The sequence below is a fragment of the Mucilaginibacter gracilis genome, assembly GCF_003633615.1.
In the GTDB taxonomy this organism is placed as follows: domain Bacteria; phylum Bacteroidota; class Bacteroidia; order Sphingobacteriales; family Sphingobacteriaceae; genus Mucilaginibacter; species Mucilaginibacter gracilis.
Window position 1 is genome coordinate 1,879,207 of the sequence record NZ_RBKU01000001.1, and the last position, 20,401, is coordinate 1,899,607.

At 43.0% G+C, this 20,401-nt stretch carries 20 protein-coding genes; 19 read left to right on the forward strand and 1 reads right to left on the reverse strand.

Features of this window, described 5'->3' with window-relative positions:
* Positions 1–164 precede the first annotated feature (164 nt).
* The 19 genes from BDD43_RS08065 to BDD43_RS08155 all read left to right on the forward strand — a co-directional run bounded on the left by BDD43_RS08065 (position 165) and on the right by BDD43_RS08155 (position 17,800).
* Entirely contained in the window at positions 165–1,154 is a 990-nt protein-coding gene (locus BDD43_RS08065; RefSeq protein WP_121197196.1) for a DUF6427 family protein, read from the forward strand.
* A 45-nt stretch (positions 1,155–1,199) separates the two neighbouring features.
* Complete coding sequence (gene purQ / locus BDD43_RS08070) at positions 1,200–1,892, forward strand: phosphoribosylformylglycinamidine synthase subunit PurQ (RefSeq protein WP_121197197.1); 693 nt, start codon at positions 1,200–1,202, stop codon at positions 1,890–1,892.
* Positions 1,892–2,638 carry a type III pantothenate kinase gene (locus BDD43_RS08075; protein ID WP_121197198.1) on the forward strand — a complete coding sequence of 249 codons (747 nt, stop codon included), beginning with the start codon at positions 1,892–1,894 and terminating at the stop codon, positions 2,636–2,638. Before purQ ends, BDD43_RS08075 begins: the two co-directional genes overlap by 1 nt.
* Positions 2,631–3,968, forward strand: coding sequence for a porin family protein (locus BDD43_RS08080; RefSeq protein ID WP_121197199.1), 1,338 nt, complete (start codon positions 2,631–2,633; stop codon positions 3,966–3,968). Before BDD43_RS08075 ends, BDD43_RS08080 begins: the two co-directional genes overlap by 8 nt.
* A gap of 8 nt (positions 3,969–3,976) precedes the next feature.
* A complete protein-coding gene (gene lptC, locus BDD43_RS08085; protein WP_121197200.1) occupies positions 3,977–4,591 on the forward strand; it encodes an LPS export ABC transporter periplasmic protein LptC in 615 nt (204 codons plus the stop codon).
* Between the two features lie 94 nt (positions 4,592–4,685).
* Complete coding sequence (locus tag BDD43_RS08090) at positions 4,686–6,800, forward strand: peptidylprolyl isomerase (RefSeq protein WP_121197201.1); 2,115 nt, start codon at positions 4,686–4,688, stop codon at positions 6,798–6,800.
* A 72-nt stretch (positions 6,801–6,872) separates the two neighbouring features.
* Positions 6,873–7,388: a DUF2480 family protein gene (locus BDD43_RS08095; protein ID WP_121201926.1), complete on the forward strand. Its 516-nt coding sequence runs from the start codon at positions 6,873–6,875 to the stop codon at positions 7,386–7,388.
* 33 nt (positions 7,389–7,421) lie between these two features.
* Positions 7,422–8,192 carry a DUF3108 domain-containing protein gene (locus BDD43_RS08100; protein WP_121197202.1) on the forward strand — a complete coding sequence of 257 codons (771 nt, stop codon included), beginning with the start codon at positions 7,422–7,424 and terminating at the stop codon, positions 8,190–8,192.
* Positions 8,193–8,206: 14 nt separating this feature from the next.
* Positions 8,207–8,779 carry a DUF3109 family protein gene (locus tag BDD43_RS08105; RefSeq protein WP_121197203.1) on the forward strand — a complete coding sequence of 191 codons (573 nt, stop codon included), beginning with the start codon at positions 8,207–8,209 and terminating at the stop codon, positions 8,777–8,779.
* 121 nt (positions 8,780–8,900) lie between these two features.
* Positions 8,901–9,767 (forward strand): glucose-1-phosphate thymidylyltransferase RfbA, encoded by an 867-nt coding sequence (rfbA, locus tag BDD43_RS08110; RefSeq protein WP_121201927.1) that lies wholly within the window; start codon positions 8,901–8,903, stop codon positions 9,765–9,767.
* Between the two features lie 171 nt (positions 9,768–9,938).
* Entirely contained in the window at positions 9,939–11,075 is a 1,137-nt protein-coding gene (gene gmd, locus BDD43_RS08115; protein ID WP_121201928.1) for a GDP-mannose 4,6-dehydratase, read from the forward strand.
* A gap of 227 nt (positions 11,076–11,302) precedes the next feature.
* The gene (locus BDD43_RS08120) at positions 11,303–11,875 is read left to right on the forward strand and encodes a thiamine pyrophosphokinase (protein WP_121197204.1); all 573 of its coding nucleotides are present in this window, start codon (positions 11,303–11,305) and stop codon (positions 11,873–11,875) included.
* A gap of 64 nt (positions 11,876–11,939) precedes the next feature.
* Positions 11,940–13,772 (forward strand): M61 family metallopeptidase, encoded by a 1,833-nt coding sequence (locus tag BDD43_RS08125; RefSeq protein ID WP_121197205.1) that lies wholly within the window; start codon positions 11,940–11,942, stop codon positions 13,770–13,772.
* Between the two features lie 3 nt (positions 13,773–13,775).
* Positions 13,776–15,068 (forward strand): M20/M25/M40 family metallo-hydrolase, encoded by a 1,293-nt coding sequence (locus BDD43_RS08130; RefSeq protein ID WP_121197206.1) that lies wholly within the window; start codon positions 13,776–13,778, stop codon positions 15,066–15,068.
* Between the two features lie 54 nt (positions 15,069–15,122).
* Positions 15,123–15,794: a hypothetical protein gene (locus BDD43_RS08135; protein WP_121197207.1), complete on the forward strand. Its 672-nt coding sequence runs from the start codon at positions 15,123–15,125 to the stop codon at positions 15,792–15,794.
* Between the two features lie 66 nt (positions 15,795–15,860).
* A complete protein-coding gene (locus tag BDD43_RS08140) occupies positions 15,861–16,709 on the forward strand; it encodes a methylated-DNA--[protein]-cysteine S-methyltransferase (protein WP_121197208.1) in 849 nt (282 codons plus the stop codon).
* Between the two features lie 46 nt (positions 16,710–16,755).
* Positions 16,756–16,878, forward strand: coding sequence for an Ada metal-binding domain-containing protein (locus BDD43_RS08145; protein ID WP_121197209.1), 123 nt, complete (start codon positions 16,756–16,758; stop codon positions 16,876–16,878).
* A gap of 62 nt (positions 16,879–16,940) precedes the next feature.
* Entirely contained in the window at positions 16,941–17,243 is a 303-nt protein-coding gene (gene ppnP / locus BDD43_RS08150) for a pyrimidine/purine nucleoside phosphorylase (RefSeq protein ID WP_121197210.1), read from the forward strand.
* A 269-nt stretch (positions 17,244–17,512) separates the two neighbouring features.
* Positions 17,513–17,800 (forward strand): hypothetical protein, encoded by a 288-nt coding sequence (locus BDD43_RS08155; protein WP_121197211.1) that lies wholly within the window; start codon positions 17,513–17,515, stop codon positions 17,798–17,800.
* On the opposite strand, the gene BDD43_RS08160 is transcribed toward BDD43_RS08155, so the two are convergent.
* Positions 17,797–20,388 (reverse strand): ligase-associated DNA damage response DEXH box helicase, encoded by a 2,592-nt coding sequence (locus tag BDD43_RS08160; protein ID WP_121197212.1) that lies wholly within the window; start codon positions 20,386–20,388, stop codon positions 17,797–17,799. The two genes, BDD43_RS08155 and BDD43_RS08160, sit on opposite strands and share 4 nt — an antisense overlap.
* Between the last annotated feature and the right edge of the window lie 13 nt (positions 20,389–20,401).

Here is a 20,401-nt window from a genome sequence, read left to right on the forward strand (position 1 = left end):
AATCGCAGGTTAGTGGAGCCACTGCGAAGGGAGAATTGCTTACGTGCGATTGCTTCGTGCCTCGCAAAGACAAGTTAAACCATGTCCTAAAGCCTATCTAAAACAAAGTTATTTTCCAGCTTCGCGGTTTTTCTGTTAATATTGCTAAATAGTTTATAAATTAAATGATAAAGGCTTTTAGAACACTTAATCCAATTAACATCCTTTGGCTGGCTGTTGTATTAGTTGTTTTGAGGATAGCTTATGTTATTCATCTGCCGCAGCATATTGCCATTGTTTTTGTTGAACCGTTTGCGCGCCTGCTGATACCGGTAAATTACGAAGATTCGTTTAGCTCAATTTATAACGTAATTTCGGCAGGGGTATTGGTTTTTATACAGGCACTTTGGTTAAACCATATTATTAACCAGTATAGCCTGTTAAGCAAGCCCACTTTTTTGCCTGCGCTTGTTTATATAACGGCATCGTCGTTATTTGGGCCATTTTTAGTGCTTAGTCCGCCGCTCATTTGCAATTTTTTAATTTTGTGGATGGTGCATATGCTTTTAGAGTTGTATGCCGACGAAAACCCTATGGGTACGGCCTTTAACCTGGGCATGGTGGTTGCCGTTGGCACCCTTATTTACTTCCCGTTTATTTATATGTTTTTAGCCATTTGGGCCGGCCTCGTAATTTTTAGGCCCTTTAACTGGCGCGAATGGGTTGCGGCAATAATAGGCTTTGTTACAATTTTCTTTTTTTTGGCGGTTTTTTATTTTTGGACAGACAGGATAGAGGAGTTTTATAAAATATGGTTGCCTTTGGGCAGCAGTTTCCCGGCCAGTATACAAATAGTGAGCTATTATAATTACCTGGTGCTTATACCGGTTATGGTTATCCTGCTGCTGTCGTTTATCCGGCTCAGGCAAAATTTTTTCAGGAGTTATATATTGATGCGTAAGGCTTTTCAATTGCTTGGCTTTATGTTTGTTATTGCCCTGTTATCGTTTTACGTTAAACCAAACTTTGATTTGAGCCACTTTTTATTATGTTTGGTGCCTGTATCTGTTATGTTTGCTTATTACTTTTTAAACGCCAACAAATGGTGGATGTACGAAACCCTCTATTTTTTGTTGGTAATGAGCATCGTTTACTTCCAGTTTAACAAATTTTAACTTTTAATTTCGTGCAAATGTGCCCGCTTGTGTTAGTTTTGTAGCATGAAATTCGGCGTAGTCATTTTTCCCGGCTCCAATTGTGATCAGGATATCATATATGTATTGGAGAAAATAATGGGGCAGCAGGTTGTACAGCTTTGGCATAAAGACCATGATTTGCAAAATGTAGATTTTGTTATATTACCCGGAGGTTTTTCCTTCGGCGATTATTTGCGGTCGGGGGCAATAGCCCGCTTTTCGCCAATAATGAACGAGGTTATCAATTTTGCGGCAAGGGGCGGTTATGTATGGGGCATTTGCAACGGTTTTCAAATACTGGCCGAAGCCGGCCTGGTACCCGGAGCATTGCTGCACAATAGCAAGCGTAAGTTTATATGCAACAACATTTACCTAAAAGCGCAAACAACAAACTCGCTATTAACATCGCAGGTTGATGCCGCCAAGGCCTTAAAAATACCTATTGCACACGGCGAAGGTAACTTTTTTGCCGACGCAGATACGTTGAAAAGCCTCAATGATAATGAGCAGGTATTGTTTAGGTATTGCGACGAAGCCGGTAATATTACCGATGCCGCAAACCCTAACGGCGCGGCTCAAAACATAGCCGGTATTTGCAACAAAAACCGCAATGTTTTTGGTATGATGCCACACCCCGAAAGGGCGGCCGACAGCTTACTTGCCAATGAGGATGGGCTTGCAATTTTTGAATCGATACTATCGTTTGTTAAGGCCTAATGGCTAACCTTGTAATTGATATTGGTAATACAAACATCAAATTAGCGGTTTTTAATTTTGATGAGTTAAGCTGGGTACAAAGTTACAAGGTGGTTGATGAGCAGGTATTAAATGATATTTTAACCGGCTATAAACCGGATAGAGCTATCATTTCATCAGTAAAAAAGCAATATACCGAAACCTGGGAGCCGTATTTAAGCAAACACATTCCGCTGGTTAAGTTTAATGCAGATATGGCTAAGTTGATTAAAAACCATTACCGTACACCAAAAACACTGGGGCTTGACAGGCTTGCCGCAGTAGCCGGTGCACAGGCGCTTTACCCAGGTAAAAGCAGTATGGTTATTGATGCCGGTACCTGCATAACTTATGATTGGGTTGATACCGATGGCAGCTATTTTGGCGGCAGCATATCGCCGGGTTTGCAAATGCGTTACAAAGCATTAAGCCATTACACCGGGGCACTGCCTTTGCTTAATGCCGACGAGCATTTTACCGCACATGCCGGAGATGATACACAAACGGCCATACATTCGGGCGTGCAAAACGGTATACGTTTTGAAGTGGAGGGCTTTATTGCAGCTTACTTTAAGGCCCAAAAACCAATGAATATTTTACTAACCGGGGGCGATTCGATTTTTTTTGATACTCTATTGAAAAATAGCATCTTTGCCCCTCACATAAAAATTGAACCTTATTTGGTTCTGAGTGGATTAAACGCAGTTATACAACAGCCTAATGACTAATTATTTAAAGTTTTTTTTAATATTTTTATTTTCTGCTGCAGCATCAGGAGCGCTTGCACAACAAGCAGGTTCGGCCACCACAAGTTCGCCGTATTCAAAATTCGGGCTTGGCGATTACGACGAATCATTATTGCCGCAGCAACGCGGTATGGGTGGCATAGGGGTTGCTGTACGCAAGCCCAGTGGCTTTAGTGATATTAATGTGCTAAACCCGGCTTCATACAGCTCAATACAATTAACTACTTTTGATATTGGGGGCTATATGGGTACAACGTCGCTAAAAACAAGCACCACAGGGCCGCAAACCAGTGCTAACTTTAGGTTAAGCCACATAACGTTGGCAGTGCCGGTTAGTAAACAGTCGGCATTAAGCTTTGGTATATTGCCATACGCCAACCTTGGTTACAGCTACAGGCAGCAAACAAAAACAACATTAAACAGGGCATCAACAGGTGGTATTGATACCAGCGCAACGGTAAACAACGTATACTCGGGCGAGGGAGGTTTATCAAAGGCCTATATTGGCTACGGCTTTGGTTTGGGCGAAAACCTTAACTTAGGTTTTAACGTGGCTTATATTTTTGGTAACGAAAAGCAATACCGCTCAACCGAGTTTCCGGATATACCAACGGTATTAAACAACAACATTGAAAATAGCTTTAATGCAAGTGGTTTAAATTTTGATTACGGCGTTCAATACAACTTAAAGGTTAGCGAAACCAGGCGCTTTACTGTTGGCTACTCGGGTTCGTCAAGCTCGCAACTTAATGCAAACAGCAACTTTGTGGTTACTCAATATTTATTGGCTACAGATGGCACTGCGGATGTACCCCGCGATAGTTTAATAAGCACCAAAACATCGGGCAAAATTAATTTGCCTATGATACACAGGTTTGGGATAGCCTACCAAAAAGACGGAAAGTTTATGATAGGCGCTGATTATAAGATAGGCCAATGGTCGGACCTTTCGATAGGCGGCGTTAACTCGGGCTTGAAAAACAGCCAAAGCTTTGCCCTTGGCGGCGAAATTATTCCAAACATTGATGCGATATCAAACTACCTGTCCGTGGTTGACTATCGTTTTGGTTTAAAGTATGATAAAACCTACATTAACGTTAACGGAACAGATATTAAACAATATGCCGCAACCTTTGGCCTAGGCTTACCTATACCCAACGAAAGGCGTACAAGCTATTATAAAGTGAACATAGCTGCCGAAGTTGGCCGCAGGGGCACGCTTGAAAACAGCCTGGTTCGCGAAACTTATTTTAACCTGCACATAGGCTTTACCATTAACGACAAGTGGTTCCAGAAGTACAAGTTTGATTAATTTGCGGCATGAAGCAGTTTAAATGGTTTACCGGCATATTTTTACCGGCATTGTTTATGGCTGTGCTGCTACTGGCTTGCGAAAATGATTTAAACCAGGTAAAAAAAATATCGGCGCTGGAAGCCAGCAAGCCGGTTGACAGTACGCTGGGTGTTGATGTGATTTACAGCGATTCGGCAAAAGTGCGTGCGCACATGACAACGCCGTTGATGCTTCGCCAAAACCCTACCGACCCTAATAAAGGTTTTTACGAAATGCCGAAAGGGGTTAAGATTGTTTTTTATGATGACAAGCTTAACCAAAAGGTAGCGCACTTTGATGCGGATAAGCACATCGTATCTACCGTAACATCCGACTATGCTATTACCAGCAACATGGACAAGCTGATTGAGCTGCGAAAAAACGTTGTGGTAAAAAATACCGAAGGGGCTGTTTTTACCACGCAGCAGCTTTTTTATGATACCAACAAGAAATTAATTTACAGCAATGTTGCCTGCCAGATGACAAAACCCGACGGCACTGCGCTTGACGGAACATCGTTTACCAGCAACGAAACTTTTACCAATTATGCCTTTAAACAGGGCAAAGGCACTATTGCCACAAGCGGAAAATTGGGCCAATAACGGCTTGATTTATAGAGATAAAAATTGTGCTATAATTTTTTACCAAAAGTTGTATCTTGCGCGCTCTTTTGAATAATATAAATATTGATATTGTATGGGTATAATGGGGTTTTTGCGCGAAAGGTTTGGAAAAATAGTAGCTATTACTATTGGCCTTGCGCTTGGTGTGTTTATCGTAACCGAGGTAGTTCAGTACGGTAAATCGTATTTTAACGGGTCTGCAAATGATGTTGGCCAGGTTGATGGCGAAAAAATAGACAGAGCCGATTTTGACAAAAAGGTTGAGCAAAGTGTAGCCAATTACAAGCAACGTTATGGCCAAACCAATGTTGATCCGCAGGCGATGTCTTATTTGCAGGAGCAAACCTGGAACCAGGTGGTGAGCCTGATGGTACTGCAAAAAGAAATTGATAAGCTGGGTTTAGTTGTTGGTGTTGATGAAACGCAAGACATGATAAGCGGGCCTACGCCTAACCAAATGATATTGCAAAACTTTGCTAACCAGCAAACAGGCCAGTTAGACAGAACTGCACTGAACGACTTTTTGGGAAGACTTAGAGTTGCCAAGGCAGAAGACCCGATAAAGGCAAGCTGGGCAAGCTTTGTTAACCAGATGATAGATAATAAAAAGGATGAAAAGTATTTAGCCATGATTAAAAACGGCTTATACATAAACAGCCTTGATGCTAAAGACGACTACGAAGCCAAAAATAAATTGGTTAACTTTAAATATGTAAGTGTTGATTACGCATCAATACCTGATAATAAAGTAACGCTTACCGATGGTGATTATCAAAGTTATTATGATGACCACAAAAACATGTTTAAAAACCCACGCGAATTGCGCAGTTTTGATTTTGTTGCATTTGATGCATCACCTTCAAAAGATGATTCGGCAGCGGTAAAAGAGCAGGTAGCAAAATTAATACCCGATTTTAAGGCAAGCACAAACGATTCGGTTTTTGTTGCTATTAACGCCGAAACTAAAGCACCTTTAGTTTATCAAAAGAAGGGTCAATTGGATCCTAAAATTGATACCATTATGCTGGGTGCGGCTAAGGGGTTTGTATATGGCCCGTATTTCTCAAACGGATCATTCAAACTGGCTAAATTAGTTGATTCGCGTTTCAGTCCGGATTCTGTTAAAGCCCGTCATATTTTGATTAGCATCCAGGCCGAAGGTAGCCCGGAGAAAGCTTTGGCTAAAGCCGATTCGTTAAAAAAATTAATACAAAGCGGTAAAAAAACCTTTGCCGAATTAGCTCCAATAAACTCGATAGACAAACAATCGGGTGTTAAAGGTGGCGAACTGGGCACTTTTACCCGTGGCCAAATGGTGCCGGTATTTGAGGATGCCGTTTTTGATGGTAAAAAAGGTGAGTTTAAAATAGTTACTTCTCAATTTGGTGTTCACCTTGTGGAGATTGAAGACCAAAAAGGATCATCAAAAGTTGTTAAGGTTGCCGTTGTTGATAAACCACTTGAGGCAAGTACTAAAACCACATCGGCGGCTTATTCAAAAGCTCAGGCATTTTTAGGTAACCTAACCAAGGATAATTTTGATGCCGAAGCTAAAAAAGCAGGTTTACAAGTAAAAACTGCCGAAGATGTTAACGGATTGGCATCGTCGGGTGGCGGTTTAGAAAACATCCGCGAGTTGGTTCGTTGGGCTTTTAAGGCCGACAAAGGCGACTTTAGGGAGCAGGTTGACCAAGCAGGTAATGAGTATGTAATTGCCCGTTTATCGCAAATTAAGCCAAAAGGTATTTTGCCTTTAGATGTTGTTAAGAAACAAATAACACCACAGGTATTAAACATTGCTAAGGCAAAACAAATATTGCCAAAGCTTGAAAGTGCATTAAACGGCGCTTCTACCATTGAGCAGGTTGGCCAAAAAGCCGGCATCCCGGTTACACCGGTACAAAACGTTGTTTTTGCTAACCCGGTTGTACCAGGCTCGGCGCAAGAAAATAAGTTGATAGGTGCTATGTTTGGCTCGCAGGTTAACAAACTATCAAAACCAATTGAAGGCGACAAGGCTGTTTATGTGTATGTTGTTGAGAATTTTTTAAACCCTCCGCCATTAACCAATGCATTGCGCCAAAGGGAACAAATAGCCCAGCAATTGTTGCAAAGAACTGATAACGCGGTGTTAGAAGCCCTGAAAGATAAGGCGAATGTAAAAGATTACAGAGCCAAGGTACTGTAACCAATATATTAAGTAATTTTGTATCCGGAATTGGTGATTAAACCTTTTCCGGATTTTTTGTTTAATAGTAAAATGGATATCCAGGAAGAAATAGTTAATAAAGTTGCCCTGAGTGGTTTGGTGAGTGTAGACCCGGCGAGTTTTTACCCGCCAGGAGAACGCTTGGTTTACGATATAAAGGATAATTTATTTATGGGCCTGATGCTACGCGAAAAGGACTTTAGGGAATTTGTTAAAACGCATGACTGGACGCAATATGCCCACAAAAACGTTGCCCTAACCTGTAGCGCCGATGCTATTGTACCTACCTGGGCCTATATGTTATTGGCAAACAGGCTGGCCCCTTACGCGCGCGAAGTGGTGTTTGGCGATTTGGCAACCCTGGAGACTGTTTTGTTTGAAAAAGCCCTAGCGGCGTTAAATATTGAGCAATACCGTAACCAGCGGATTGTGATAAAGGGTTGCGGCGATGTGGCCGTTCCACCGTCGGCTTATGTAGAGTTGGCTAAAAAGCTAACTCCGGTAGTAAAGAGCCTGATGTATGGCGAGCCATGCTCAACAGTGCCGATATACAAGCGTAAAGATTAAACAAATTGAATTACTTTTTGTAATAAGTGCTGTATGAAACACATTTGGTTACTTTTCTTAACGGCACTAATAGGCGGCAGCGGGCTATGCCAGGAATTGCCCAAGGATGCGCAACCCGCATTTCAGGCCGGAGAGCATTTGCATTATAAATTGAAGTATGGTTTTATTACCGCCGCCGAGGCAGACTTACAAGTATCAAGCAGTGACATCAAATTTAACGACCGCCCTGCCTACCATATTATTGCAGATGGTAAAACTACCGGTACGTTTGATTTTTTTTACAAGGTGCGCAACCGTTACGAATCGTATATAGATTGTAACAGTTTAATGCCCTATCGCTACAAAGAAAACCGGCGGGAGGGCAAATACAGGCACAACGACGATATTAAGTTTGACCACGATAGCGGCAAAATAACAGCAAACAAAGGTGTGTTCCCGTTTAAGGGTAAGGTGTTTGATTTTCCGTCGGCTTATTTTTATGCGCGCTGTTTGGATATGTCTAAAATAAAGGTTGGCGAGAAACTGGTGTTTCATTATTTTTTGGAAGATAAGATACAATCGCTAACGATAACCTACGTGGGTAAAGAAACTGTTGAATGCTCGTTAGGTAAATTTAACTGCCTTAAATTTAACCCCGAAATTATACCCGGCAATATTTTTAGGAAAGACAGTAAGTTTTACCTTTGGATAACGGATGACAAGAACCGGATACCTGTAAAGGCCCAGGTTGAAGTTATTGTTGGGAGCCTTACGATGGATCTTACCGAAGCCAAAGGTTTAAAATACCCCTTAAATAATCAATAATAAAAAAGCGATAGATGATTGAAGTTCAAAGTACGCTGGTACACGAAGATGTGGTGAGAGAGAATTTTGTGTGTAACCTTAATAAATGCAAAGGGGCGTGCTGCCTTGAAGGTGATAGCGGCGCGCCGCTTGAAGCTGCCGAACTTGATATTTTAAACGAGATATACCCCAAAGTGAAACCTTACATGACCGCCAAGGGTATTGAGACAATTGAAAAGGTTGGTACCTACGTGGTTGATTTTGAAGGCGATTATACTACGCCCTGTGTTGATGTAAATAAGGAGTGCGCCTATGTAATATGGGAAAACGGTATTACTAAATGCGCCATTGAAAAAGCATGGGAAGAGGGCGCTGTTGATTGGCAAAAACCAATATCGTGCCATTTGTACCCTATCCGTATAACGGCTTACCCGGAATTTGATGTTTTAAATTACGACCGGTGGAGCATTTGCAGCCCTGCATGCTCTTTTGGCGATGAGTTGAAAGTTAGAGTACACGAGTTTTTAAAAGGCCCGCTGATTAGGAAATATGGCGAGGAGTGGTACGCCGAACTGGAAAACCAGATAGCGAGCCCACCTGCCCCCTGAAGGCGACGCGGGGCGATTAAACTATCGGCAAAATAAGCAACAATAATAGCGCAAGTTTTTCGTGCAGCAGTAATTTATTGATATTATTGTGTACGGTTTTACTTTAAATCGGAAAAATATATTGAAAGGAATTATACTTGCCGGGGGATCGGGAACTAGGTTGCACCCCTTAACGTTAGCAGTAAGTAAACAGTTGATGCCGGTTTACGATAAACCGATGATTTACTACCCGCTATCGGTTTTGATGCTTGCCGGGATAAGCGAAATACTTATCATTTCTACTCCGCACGATTTACCTCATTTTGAAAAACTGTTGGGTGATGGTTCGCGTTTGGGTTGTACTTTTAAGTATGCCGTACAAGCCGAACCTAACGGGCTCGCCCAGGCTTTTGTTATTGGAGCCGATTTTATTGGCAACGACAAAGTGGCACTGATATTAGGCGATAACATTTTTTATGGCGACGGCCTTTCGCACCTGTTGCAGGTTAGCAATAACCCCGAGGGCGGGATGGTGTTTGCCTACCAGGTATCGGACCCGGAACGTTACGGCGTGGTTGAGTTTGATAAAGATAACAAGGCAATATCTATTGAAGAAAAGCCGTTGGAACCAAAATCGGACTATGCGGTGCCGGGATTATATTTTTATGATAACTCGGTCGTTGAAATTGCCAAAAACATTAAACCTTCGCCGCGCGGCGAATATGAAATTACCGACGTAAATAAAGTTTACCTGGAACAAGGAAAATTAAAGGTTGGTATTTTAAGCCGTGGCACGGCATGGCTTGATACAGGTACCTTTGCATCGTTAATGCAAGCCGGCCAGTTTGTGCAGGTAATTGAAGAACGCCAGGGTATGAAAATTGGCTGTATTGAGGAAGTTGCCTACCGAATGCACTTTATTGATGCTGCACAGTTAGAAAGCATTGCCGCACCTTTAGTAAAAAGTGGCTATGGCCAGTATTTGTTAAAGTTGTTGAAAAAGAAGTAGTTTGATATAGTCGTTAGTCTTCAGTTTTAAGTCAAAAATAATAATCTAACTTTTGACTCGAGACTTAGTACTATTAACCAAATGGGGCTTATCCTTGTAAGTTCTGTTCCTTTGTTGATAACCGGCTATTTAATTCCCCGTAAGGGGAATTTTGATATTAAAATCTGTTATATGAAAGTAGCATTAATTACAGGCATCACCGGGCAGGATGGCGCGTATTTAGCCGAGTTTTTATTAAATAAAGGTTACGAGGTGCATGGGGTAAAACGCCGGTCGTCGTTATTAAACACGGATAGGATAGACCATTTGTATCATGACCAGCATGACTCGGGTTTGAAATTTAAACTGCATTACGGCGATCTCACAGATTCAACAAACCTTATTCGTTTAATACAGGAGGTACAGCCCCACGAGATTTATAACCTTGCGGCCATGAGCCACGTTAAGGTAAGCTTTGATACTCCCGAATACACCGCTAATGCCGATGGTATTGGCGTGTTGCGCATATTAGAGGCTGTACGTTTATTGGGCCTCACACAAAAAACCAGGATATACCAGGCATCAACCTCCGAGTTGTATGGTTTGGTACAGGCTGTTCCGCAAAGCGAAACTACGCCGTTTTATCCGCGGTCGCCTTATGCGGTGGCTAAGCTTTACGGGTATTGGATTACCGTTAACTACCGCGAAGCCTACAATATGTATGCCTGTAACGGCATATTATTTAACCACGAAAGCCCCATACGCGGCGAAACGTTTGTAACCCGCAAGATTACGCGGGCTACCTCAAAAATTATATATGGCTTGCAGGATTGCCTTTACCTGGGTAATTTATCGGCCCGGCGCGATTGGGGCCACGCTAAAGACTATGTGGAAGCCATGTGGCTGATGCTGCAACAAGATAAACCCGAAGATTTTGTAATAGCCACTGGTGTTACCACCACCGTGCGCGAATTTGTGCGCATGTGCTTTTTACAGGTGGGTATTGAAATAGAGTTTAGCGGCAAGGATGCCAATGAAAAAGGCGTCGTAATTGATATTGATGAAGAAAAACTGCTCTCGATGGGTTTAAAGCCCGATACTTTGCGTTTTGGCCAAACCCTGGTGCGGGTTGATGAGCAATACTTTAGGCCAACCGAGGTTGACTTGCTGATTGGCGACCCAACCAAAGCTAACCAAAAACTGGGCTGGATGCCTAAATATAATTTAGAGGCCCTTGTTGAAGATATGATGACTACCGACATGCACCTGGTGAAAAAAGATGCCTACTTAAAAGCCGGTGGCTATAAACCGCATAATTATTTTGAATAATACACCCATGATACCGATGTAAGAAATTTGTCTTTGCGAGGAACGAAGCAACCGCAAGGCAGCATATTATTAGCCGGGTATTGCCACTTTGCTGCCGTGCGGTTGCCACGCTATCGCTCGCAATGACAAAGTTTTTTAATGGAGGTGCCCCAAAATACCCACGTACTAATTATTTAAGGTATGCGTATTTATCTCAAATCTAACGTCTCAATACTCAAATCTAAAGCATGTCATCCCACCACATTATTCGCGAAAAGCAGGAACCGGCCTTGTTGGTTTTAGGGCTGGATAATTTTGCCGACGATTTACTGGGGCAGCTATTGGAGTGGAGCCCTACGCTGATGGTTACGGCGGATACTGCCGAACAGTTAAACGCATTTGGTATTAAGTTTGACGTTTTGATTGGCGACGATGGTGAGGGTAATTTACAGTCGGATATTAAATACATATCCCGCGGAAGCGGTACAATTGCCCAGGCAGCCTTAAACTATTTAACCGCGAATAACTACCCGGCGGTGAATATAATAACTGATGAACTGCTATTGAGCGACTATTTACCCTTTGCCGGTGGTATTAATATTGTGATATTCAATCAAAATAAAAAAATCTATCCGGTTTTAAATGGCTTTACCAAATGGAAGCCAGCCGGTGATGTGATCGAGATAATGAGTGAAGCCGATGGTTTAACATTTACCGGGCTCGCATTAACGGGTAATAACCTTTATAAAACCACGCACGATGGTTTTTTTACCCTCCGGTTTAACACCCCAAGTGTTTTTATTGCCGAAAGCATCGCATAAAATCGTTCCGTGCTTTGTGGTATAGCGGTGTTTCATTAATTTCATAGCCTGAATACATAATCTTATGAAAACGCTCAATTTTGTTTTGCTTTTGTTGTTTGTTGCTACCATGGGGTTTGCACAAAATCCTATTTTTTACTCCATTTCGTTCCCTAACGCTGCACACCATGAGGCAGAAGTGGTAATTAACCTTACCGATGCTCCGGGTACAACAATAAAAATGCGCATGAGCCGCTCGTCGGCAGGCCGGTATGCCACACACGAGTTTGGCAAAAACATTTATAATTTAAAGGCAGTTAACCCCGATGGTTCGGCATTGCTTATTAAACAGGCCGAAGGCGATTTGTACGAAATACAAAGCCATGGATCTACTGTAAAAATAAGTTACACCTTATTTGCCAACTATGTTGATGGCACCTATAGCGGTATTGACGAAAGCCACGCTCACTTAAACATGCCGGCCACTTTTTTGTGGATACTGGGCCAGGAAAAGCGCGACCTGATGGTGCAATTTAACGACCTTGAAAAATATGGTTGGAAAGTTGCCACGCAGCTTAAACATTACCAGGCCAATGCCTATACAGCGCCCGATATGCAATATTTAATGGATAGCCCAACAGAGCTATCGGCATATAAGGAAGTGAGCTGGAAGGTAACCAATACCGATAAAAAGGAAGAAACCATACGCCTTGCCACACACTCGGTGGATGCGCAGCCGGTTATTGATAATTTTGCTACAATGTTGCAAAAAGTAGTGCTTGAAGAAAAAGCCGTTTATGGCGAATTGCCAAGCTACGATTATGGTGAGTATGTTTTTTTACAGGACGTATACCCAACAGATGCTGGCGACGGGATGGAGCACCGCAACTCAACCTGTATTGTAGAAACTGCCGATAAGGTTGAGGGCAACGAAGTGTATATGCTAAGTACATTTGCACACGAGTATTTTCATAGCTGGAACGTTAAGCGCATCAGACCAAAATCGTTAGAGCCTTTTAATTTTGAACATGCCAATATTAGCGGCGAGCTTTGGTTTGCCGAAGGTTTTACACAATATTATGGCGAAATGCTGTTGGTAAGGGCCGGTTTTCACACCGCCGATGAATATGCTAAAACCATGAGCGGTTTAATAAACAGTGTTTTAAATACGCCCGGGGCAGCCAAATATTCGCCTATACAAAGCAGCAATTATGCCGTTTTTGCCGATGCAGGTGTATCAATAGACCCTACAAACAAGGCCAATATGTACACCAGTTATTATTACTACGGTGGTGCCACTGCTTTAGCTTTGGATTTGCGTTTACGCAGCGAGTTTAATTTAACGCTTGATGATTATATGCGCCAGGTTTGGTTGGATTATGGTAAGCCCTATATACCTTATACCATTGCCGATCTGGAAAAATCGTTAGCTAAGGTTACTAATAACAAGGTTTTTGCTACCGCCTTTTTTAAGAATTTTATTTATGGTGTAGAGAAAAATAATTACGAAGTGCTATTGGCTAAAGCCGGATATGTTTTGCGCAAGGCTAATCCCGGCAAGGCATGGATGGGGCAAATAACAGCCAAACTTAACAACGGTAACGTATTAATTAACGGCAATAGCATTATTGGCACTCCTATTTATAATGCGGGGCTGGATGCAGGCGATATTTTGAAAAAAATTGCAGGCAAGCCTGTTGACGGCTCGGTGCCCCTGGCAACTTACCTGGCCGATAAAAAACCGGGCGATGTGATAACTATAGATTATCAAAACCGTACCGGAGCCCACCAGGCGCAGGTTACCCTTGCCGAAAGCCCGTTATTTGAAGTGGTAACGGCAGAAAGTGCAGGCCAAACCCTGACTAAGGAACAGCAGGATTTTCGCGCGAAATGGTTATCATCAAAAGTAAAACAATAGGTTATGATAAAGTATATAACCGCTTTGTTGCTACTACTTTTTGTTAAGCAAATAAACGCTCAGGATGTAAATAGAGCCATCAAAAACAAGGATGTTGAGCGCATTATTAAAGCGCTTTCGGCTGATGATATGCAGGGGCGGGCCACCTTTACACCCGGAATTGAGAAAGCGGCACGCTTTATTGAAAACGAATATAAAAAGGCGGGCCTTGTGCCTTTAACGGGTAATGCAAACTTTAGGCAAAACTTTACCATGACGCGAACTACGCCGTTAAAAACCGCGGTTAGTATTAATGGTAAGGCTATACCTGCCGATAGTGCCTTCACTATAGCTGGGGCGCCTGTATTGAACTGGAGCAATAATGCCGACGTGCAGGTGGTTAAGATTGAAAAAAACTTTCAGCAAGAATACCGGGCCTATATTAAAACGGGTAAAAAAATATTGGCTTTGGTTGATCCTAAATTTGCAGATATATTTAAACGGGCGTTTGACCGTAATAAAAAAGGCAGCCTTACCGAGCAATCTAACCCGGAGCAGGCAGTTGTATTTGTTTTGGGCTCGTTTAACGATGTAAAAACCTTTGCGGTAGCATATACCGGCAAGGCAGAGCAGTTGCCTTTGTTTAATATTGTGGGGATGTTGCCGGGCAAAGCAAAAAAAGACGAGAGCGTTATATTTGGGGGCCACTACGACCACCTGGGTATTTTACCACCTATGCAGGGTGATAGTATTGCTAACGGTGCCGATGATGATGCATCGGGCACAACGGCGGTAATTGCACTTGCAAAATATTACCACAAGCTTAAAAATAACCAACGTACTTTAATTTTTGTAGCCTTTACAGCCGAGGAAATTGGCGAATTTGGTTCGGCATATTTTGCAAAACAGGTTGATGCCGATAAGGTGGTGGCCATGTTTAACATCGAGATGATTGGCAAGGCATCTAAATTTGGTGTTAATTCGGCTTTTATTACGGGATATGAACGATCGGACTTTGGGGAAATATTGCAGCGCAACCTTAAAGGGACCGAATTTAAATTTTATCCGGACCCATACCCCAAACAAAACCTGTTTTACCGTAGCGATAACGCGTCGCTGGCACGTGTTGGCGTACCGGCACATACCATATCAACCGACCAGATTGACATTGACAAATTGTACCACACTGTTGGCGATGAGTTTAAAACGCTGGATGTTGCCAACATTACTGCTACCATCCGCGCTATTGCTTTAAGCTCGCGCAGTATTGTTGAGGGTAAAGATACACCTAAGCGGGTAGGGAAGCTGGAGCAGTAAGGGAGAGAGTCAAGAGGGGAATAGAATCAAGAAGTTAGAATCAGGAACCAGGAAATGAAAAGGTTGATTTTGGTTTGTTTTTGGTTTTTTGTTTCACATTCTGCATTTGGTCAGGTTAATAAGATTGACACTGGAGGTGATACTGGCTATAACTATTCAAGTGCCTTTCTTGATGGTAAGACGTTAATATTAAAAAGTTTAAAAAAAGCGATATATAAAACTTATTACCGTTTTTGGAGAACCGGCCAAATAATTGAAATTTGGTCGGAAGATAATATTGGCTATTGCGGTGCCATAACCAATTATATATACAAATATGGCAGGGGGCACGGCGGAAGAATAATCTTCAGGAAAATAGAAATCGACAGTTCTGACGCAGCTAAAGTTATCAGCCAATTTGTTAACAAGTCTATCAATGAAATTCCATCGCAAGATAAACTGCCCGGTTGGACAAAAGGCATGGATGGCGAGACTATTACAATTGAATATTCAACGCCCGATACGTATTCAGCAAAGAGTTATTGGGAGCCCGAAGAACAAAAAAGTTTAGAGGGAGTAGCAATTAACCAGTTCTATACTCAACTAAAATTCATTCTGGATCTACAAAAAAAGTATAAAACCTTTAAAAGTGAACTTCCTTTTGGCAAATATACCATAGGCATGGTTAATATGACCAAATATGGTAACCGGATGAGAGCAAAAGGCGGTACTTCCTTATTCAATTAACTCCGCAAGTATCGGGTTCTTAATCGCTATAAAGGGCTGTAGTTTTGTTTATCAAATTCAAATAAAATGGAAGCGCAAAACATAACGGACTATAGCCGCATAGCCGAGGCGATAGATTATATTAGGGTTAATTTTAAACGGCAGCCTACGCTGGATGAGGTTGCCGGGAAGGTAAACGTCAGTGCTTTCCACTTTCAGCGCATGTTTAAGGATTGGGCGGGTGTTAGTCCGAAAAAGTTTTTACAGTATTTAAGCATTGAATATGCCAAGAGTATATTGAAGGACAAACAAGTTACCTTGTTTGATGCTGCCTTTGAAACCGGACTATCCGGCACCAGCCGCCTGCACGATCTGTTTATCAATATTGAGGGAATGACCCCGGGCGAATATAAAAACGGGGGCGAGCAACTTACCATTAACTACAGCTTTGCCGAAAGCTTGTTTGGTAAACTTATTGTTGCTTCAACGGCAAAAGGTATTTGTTACATGGCCTTTGCCGATGATGAAGGTATGGCCTTTGCCGATTTGCAAGGGCTTTTCCCCAACGCAAAGTATCGACAGGTGGTTGATATGATACAGCAAAATGCCCTGTACATTTTTACGCAAGACTGGAGCAAACTGAACCAAATCAGGCTGCATTTAAAAGGAACGCCTTTCCAACTCAAGGTTTGGGAAACGCTGCTTAAAATACCGATGGGCAATTTAATCAGTTATGCAGGTGTGGCGTATAGTATTCAAAACCTGGGCGCATCAAGGGCGGTAGGTTCGGCAATTGGGGCTAACCCGGTGGCGTTTTTAATTCCTTGCCATCGCATCATCAAATCAACTGGAGAATTTGGCCAATACCATTGGGGAAGCACCCGCAAAGCGGCCATAATTGGCTGGGAGGCGGCGCAGTTAAATCCTGAAAATTAAAAAAGGAAACGATGGATGCAGTAATTAACCGGATTGACAATTTGGATTGGCAAACGCAAAGAACCGGGTTTTTTTTGTTTCGGAAGCGGAGGCTATTGATGCCGGGTACCGGCCCTGCGGGCATTGTATGCGTAATTTATACGCGCAATGGAAAGAGCAACATAAATAGCCCAATTGTTTTTAAACTTTGCGGGGCAATATGTTTATTTGCCGATAATAAAATTATGAAAAATGAGCACTACAAATAATGAGAGCCCGGTAGCACATAACAGTTATTTTGACGGCACCGTGCAAAGCCTTGCACTGGCTACCGATAAAGGCAAAGCCACAGTTGGCGTAATGAAACCGGGTAAATATACCTTCGGTACCGCGGCACCGGAGGAGATGATTGTTGTTGCTGGTGAGTTAAACGTTAAACTGCCAGGCGAAGACTGGGCGGTGTACTACGCTCACCAACCCTTTAGCATTGCCGCAAACCAATCGTTTGATGTAAGTTGCGATAACGACGTTGCCTACATTTGCTACTATGGTTAATATCAATAGCTACTAAAAAAGTTGTTTGCAGTTTAAAATAAATGAGTGCTCATTTTAAAGGTACTTATTGTGCTTTTTATTTGTTGTACGGATAAAGTAAATAGGGTTGATGATCGTCTACAAGTATGAAGGGATACCTTTAATACGGAAGCCTGACAGCCCCAAACGTGGTTGCTGTTTTTACTTTAATGCCCCTGCTAATATTAAAAAGGGATTATTGCCTATAGCAAAACAAATAAAAAAAATCAAACTGCAATTAAACATATGCTATGATAGACTACAAAAACCCACACCAGGTGATGTTATTTTTTGAGCAGAAACAACCTAAAAATAAAACAGAAAATAGCGAATGCCTTACCCAGCAGCTTAATTATTACCAAAAGTTGAAAAGTAATGGTAAAGTTACCGTTAGCGGCGATTTGTACAATGAGAACAAGATATTCGTGATTTTGACTGTATCGTGCGATAGCGAGTTGGAGGATATTATTAATAACGACCCCGCTTTAAAACAAAACATTAGCGAACTGGTACGGGCTATGCCTTTTGTGACGGTTTAAAGGCCACGTTTCCTAATGGGTTTGCGTGGTTGGGGGTCGGCGTCCCACTGGTATTGCTGGGTCATTTTGGCTACGCGTTCTTCGAGCGATTCGGTGGTGAATTTTTCGCGACCCAAACTATCAACCAAAATAGGGAAGGCAAAAGGTGTGGGCCTTTCGGTATATTTAATAATGATCTTTTGCTTTTGTATGCGCTGCAAGGCCGCGCGCAGCCTAAACTCTTCTAACTGAAAAGCCAATGCCTCGTTGTATGCCTGCCGCACCAGCAGGTTGTTTGGTTCGTACTCGCTAAACACATCAAATAATAGCGATGATGATGCCTGCAAATGTTTACCCTTAACGGGTTGGCCGGGGTAACCGGTAAATATCAAACCGCCAATGTGGGCAATATCGCGGAAACGGCGGCGGGCCATTTCGTTGGCGTTGAGGCTGTGCTGTATATCGTCCAGCAGGTTATCTATCGTAAATAAGTCTTTTTTCAGGGCTTCCTGCCAGGGCAGGTTGTCGTCGGTTAGTAGTTCAAAACCATAATCGTTCATGGCGATAGAGAAGCTTGCATTTTTTATTTTAGATATGCGGTAAGCCAGTAACGATGCCATGCCCTCGTGTACCAGGCGCCCTTCAAAAGGGTAAAAAAGCAGATGGTGGCCATTGCGCGATTCAAAATGCTCTATCAAAAACTCGTTGCTGCGCGGCAGGTGCGATTCCTGCCTTTGTATATCAAACAAGGGTTTAAGGGCCTTTACTTCCACATCTTGCTCAATGCCTTGCGCTACCTCATCCAACTTAAAGCGCAACACAGCCGAAAGTTGCGACGATAGCGGCATGCGCCCGCCCATCCAACTCGGTATCATCCCTTTATTTTTGTTTGATTTTTTGACGAAGGCCGTCATCTCTTTTATGCGCACAAACTCTAAACTGCGGCCCGCAAACCAAAAATTATCGCCCGGTTTTAGCCGCGAAACAAACGATTCTTCGATAGTGCCCAGGCTGCCGCCGCTTAACCATTTTACGCGTATGCTTACATCGCTGGTAATGGTGCCTATACTTAAACGGTGGCGCATGGCAACGCGGCGGCTGTTTACTTTGTACAGGCCGTTCTCAATCTCGACTTTTAAAAACTCGTCGTATTGGGCAAGGGTTTTACCGCCACGGGTAATAAAATCAAGCAGTTCGTTGTACTCGGCCCGTTTTAAATCGGCGTAGCCAAAGGTTGTTTTTAGCTCCTTAAACAAACTGTTTGCACGGAAACCATCTGATACGGCAAGCGTAACCATGTATTGTATCAGCACATCCAGCGCCAGTAATATAGGATCGCGGCTTTCGTAAACGCCGTTCTTTAGGGCCTGTTTTAATGCGGCACCCTCCAATAATTCAAGCGAGTGAGTGGGTACGAAATAAGCCTTTGATATGGCACCGGGGTGGTGACCGCTGCGGCCAGCCCTTTGCATAAACCTTGCAACGCCTTTTGGGCTGCCAATTTGTACAACGGTATCTACTGGCCTAAAATCTACACCCAAATCTAAACTGGAGGTGCATACTACTACTTTCAGGGCCTCGTTGTGCAGTGCTTGCTCAACCCAGTTGCGTATATCGTTATCCAACGAGCCGTGGTGCATGGCCATAATGCCTGCGTATTCGGGATACTTATCTAAAATGGCGTGATACCAAATTTCGGATTGTGAACGGGTGTTGGTAAATATGAGGGTGGTTTTGCTCCGGGCCACAATTTCCATTACCTGCGGCAGTAGCTTTATGCCGATGTGCCCTGCCCAGGAGTAGGTTTCGACGTTATCGGGGATAACCGATTCTATCACTATCTTTTTTTCAAGTTTAGCCCTCACCATTTTTATCCGGTCCGGCGCAATATCGTTGCCAAGCAAAACTTCTGCGGCTTGTTCCAGGTTGCCTATTGTTGCGCTGATACCCCATATTTTGAGAGGCAAGAAGCCAGAATCAGGAACCAAGACATTGGTACTATCGGATGTTTCTAAAGGTCCGTCTTGATTCTTGATTCTTATCTCTTGATTCTTTCCTAAATGTTTTAATCGCGATAAGCCCAGTTCAACCTGTACGCCGCGCTTGGTGCCCAGCAGTTCGTGCCACTCGTCAACCACTACAACCTCCAGGTTTTGGAAAAGCTTGGGATAGTCTTTTTGGGCAAGCATCAGGTGCAGGCTTTCGGGCGTGGTTAGCAACACTTCGGGCAGTTTTCTTTTTAAGGCTGCCTTTTCGGCGGCACTGGTATCGCCGGTGCGGGTCATTATCCGCCAGGGCAAATCAAGTTCATCGCAAGCTGTTTGCATGGCTTTGCGGATGTCGTTGGTGAGTGCGCGCAGCGGCGTTATCCACAGCATACGCAGGCCGTTATTTTGGCGGGTTTTATAATCGGTTGGGTGCTTGTTGATGTACCCGGCTAAAAAAGGCAAAAACATGGCAAAGGTTTTGCCGCTGCCCGTGGGGGCGTTAAGCAAGCCGGAGTTGCCGGCGAGGTATACCTCCTCCATCTCCTGCTGAAAAGCGAACTGTTCCCAGTTTTTACTGAGAAACCATTGGCGGATGATTTGCTGCCCCGGTGTATCCATCATTTAAATACAATGC